Annotated in this window: 2 protein-coding genes and 1 pseudogene; all 3 read right to left on the bottom strand. The window is 44.5% G+C overall.

Features of this window, described 5'->3' with window-relative positions; translation table 11 throughout:
- On the bottom strand, positions 1-1,093 hold a 1,093-nt coding region (gene proB, locus VLN09_RS11215; protein WP_325246545.1), incomplete at its 3' end, for a glutamate 5-kinase.
- 71 nt (positions 1,094-1,164) lie between these two features.
- On the bottom strand, positions 1,165-2,382 hold the full coding sequence (gene cgtA, locus VLN09_RS11220) for an Obg family GTPase CgtA (protein ID WP_325246547.1): 1,218 nt from the start codon (positions 2,380-2,382) through the stop codon (positions 1,165-1,167).
- A 213-nt stretch (positions 2,383-2,595) separates the two neighbouring features.
- Positions 2,596-3,067 (bottom strand): annotated as a pseudogene (locus tag VLN09_RS11225) (glyceraldehyde-3-phosphate dehydrogenase); the annotation flags it as partial.

Raw genomic sequence — 3,067 nt, forward strand, 5'->3', positions numbered from 1 at the left:
CAGTACGCTCACGAGCAACACGACACGCATCGCGAGATGAGAAGTTTACTTGCCCAACTGCGATACGCTCGCCGGTATCTTGATGGACAATTTCAACCACATCGCCTTCATCAAAATCTCCACGAACTTCAGACACGCCAACTGGCAACAAGCTTTTTTGATGTTCGACCACCGCTTTTGCTGCGCCTGCATCGACAATTAAAGAGCCTGACATACGCAGATGCGCGGCAAGCCATTGTTTACGAGCAATAATTTTATCTTCATCGTTAGTTGTCAATAAGGTACCAACAGCTTCGCCAGAAACCACACGAGTGATGACATCATCGATAGCGCCACTCACGATTACCGTCGGACAGCCACCCATAGCAGCAAGACGACCCGCACGAATTTTGGTTAACATACCACCACGACCCAACTTGCCACCATCACCTGCAATATCAAATAAATAATCAGCCATCGCACGCTCTTGACGGATCATTCTGGCATTAGGATTATGGCGAGGATTGTCAGTAAAGACCCCTTCTTGATCGGTTAAGATAATGTACAAGTCGGCATTGACCATCGCCGCTGCCATCGCACCTAGAGTATCGTTGTCACCAAACTTAATCTCATCAATAGTAATGGTATCATTTTCATTAATGACCGGCAGAACACGCCATTCTAGTAGCTGCGTAAGCGCGCCAGTGGTATTAAGGTAGCGACTACGGTTAGACAAATCATCATGCGTCAGCAATAACTGTGAGCTTTGAATACCGTGCTGAATCAATGCTGACCACCAGGTTTCAATCAAACCCATCTGTCCGACAGATGCACAGGCTTGTAATGCCGCCAGTTTTTTAGGACGCTCCTCAAGATTCATACGCACCACCCCTTCAGCGACAGCACCTGAAGATACGAGCAGTACCTCTACGCCTTGCTTATGGAGTTGCGCGATCTGCTTTGCCCATTCGTAAATGGCAGTTCGATCAAGCCCTCGACCATTATTGGTTAATAACGATGAGCCAATCTTGACAATAACGCGCTGAATATCAAAGTTACGAGCTTGCTCAACAAACCTTGCTTCTTCTATCGTGTTCTCTATGCCAACTGCCATATAAACTCCTGTTGCTATGGTAAATTAATTATGGGGATACATCTAAAAAATATGTGCAAAGACCAATCGGATTAAGGGGCGTAAACTACTTCGACGCCATCATCATCGTCATCGCTATCATCAAAATCGTCATCCGATAAATCCGTACCTTCACGCGCTGCTTTACGAGCAGCACGATACGCTTCACGCTGAGCTTCAGTATTTAGACGAACTTCTGCCTCTAAACGCTCAAATCGTGCTTTTTGTGCATCAGCAAAGATAGGATCTTCGATTTCACGTTCGCGTTCACGTTCGATCTCATTCATCAAGTGGTACTTGATAGCATCAACGCCCTCACCTGTTAAGGTGGCGGTACGGAAAACGATGCCTGTCCAGCCAAGCTCTGCCACAATATGGGTACAAAGCTCATTTAACTCTTCTTCAGGTACCTGATCGATTTTGTTTAATACCAAAATCTGCGGCAAATTAGCCAATTCAGGGGAAAAGCGCTCAAGCTCATTTAAGATAACATTGGCATTTTTAACTGGGTCGCTGCCATCGATAGGCTTGATATCAACCAAGTGTAACAGACGACGCGTACGAGCGACATGCTTTAAAAAGCGAATACCAAGTCCAGCACCTTCTGAGGCGCCTTCAATCAAACCTGGAATATCAGCCATGACAAAGGAGCGATGACGACCAATATCAACCACACCCAGATTAGGAACCAGCGTGGTAAATGGATAGTCAGCTACTTTTGGTCTAGCAGCAGAGACTTGGCGGATAAAGGTCGATTTACCTGCATTAGGTAGACCAATTAAGCCAACATCAGCCACTACTTTTAGCTCAAACTTAAGAACTTTTAGCTCACCTTCAAAACCTGAGGTTGCTTTGCGCGGCGCTTGGTTGGTAGAGCTTTTGAAATGGGTATTACCCAAACCACCATCGCCACCTTTGGCAATCAATAAAGTCTGACCAATTTCAATCAAATCACCCAACACTTCATCTGTTTCGGTATCAACTACCGTCGTACCAATAGGTACTGGTAAGAAAAGATCATCAGAGCCCTTACCTGAACAGTTTCTACTATGACCATTTTCAGCTCGCATGGCGTCGTGACGACGTGTATAACGATAGTCAACTAGGGTGTTGGTGTTATCTTCTGCAATGACATAAACATCTCCGCCCTTGCCACCATCACCACCATCAGGACCACCGCGCGGGACATATTTTTCTCGGCGAAAACTGGCGATTCCGTTACCACCGTCACCTGCTTTTACCGTTACGACGGCTTCATCAATAAATCGCATCTTACTTTCCTTTATTTACACTCTAGTTTATAAGCTTAATGACAGTCATAGACCGCTTCTTTTGCCTATAGTTATCTTTTAAAAAAATGGCAGACTTTCGTCTATATTGCTCTACATCATTGCTTTATTTATGACAATAACACCCGATAACCAATCGGACTATCGGGTGCTTTATATATTGGCTTTAAAAATCACTACTGCTATACAAACCCCTTATGCTGGAATCTGCGCGTAGCTGATACCTGCCATTTGCGTTGCTAAACGTAATACTTGCGTACTATAGCCGACTTCGTTGTCATACCAAATATAAACAATGGCATGATTGTCAGTCAAAATAGTCGCTTGTGCATCAACGATACCCACATGCGTATCGCCGACAAAATCCGTCGATACCGCTTCTGTAGAATCCGTATAAGCAATTTGTGTTTGCCACTGGCTGCTATTTGAGATTTTGCGCATAAACTCATTTAACGCATCAGCACTAGCTGGCGCAGTTTTAAGATTTAAATTCAAAATCGCTAAGCTAACGTTTGGCGTTGGCACACGGATGGCATTACCCGTTAATTTACCGCTAAGCTCTGGTAATGCTTTACCAACTGCTTTAGCAGCACCAGTACTACTGATAACCATATTCAATACTCCACTACTACCACGACGATCAGCTTTATGATAGTTATAAATTAAG

The sequence above is a fragment of the Psychrobacter sp. genome (genome assembly GCF_035469765.1).
Classification (GTDB): Bacteria; Pseudomonadota; Gammaproteobacteria; order Pseudomonadales; family Moraxellaceae; genus Psychrobacter.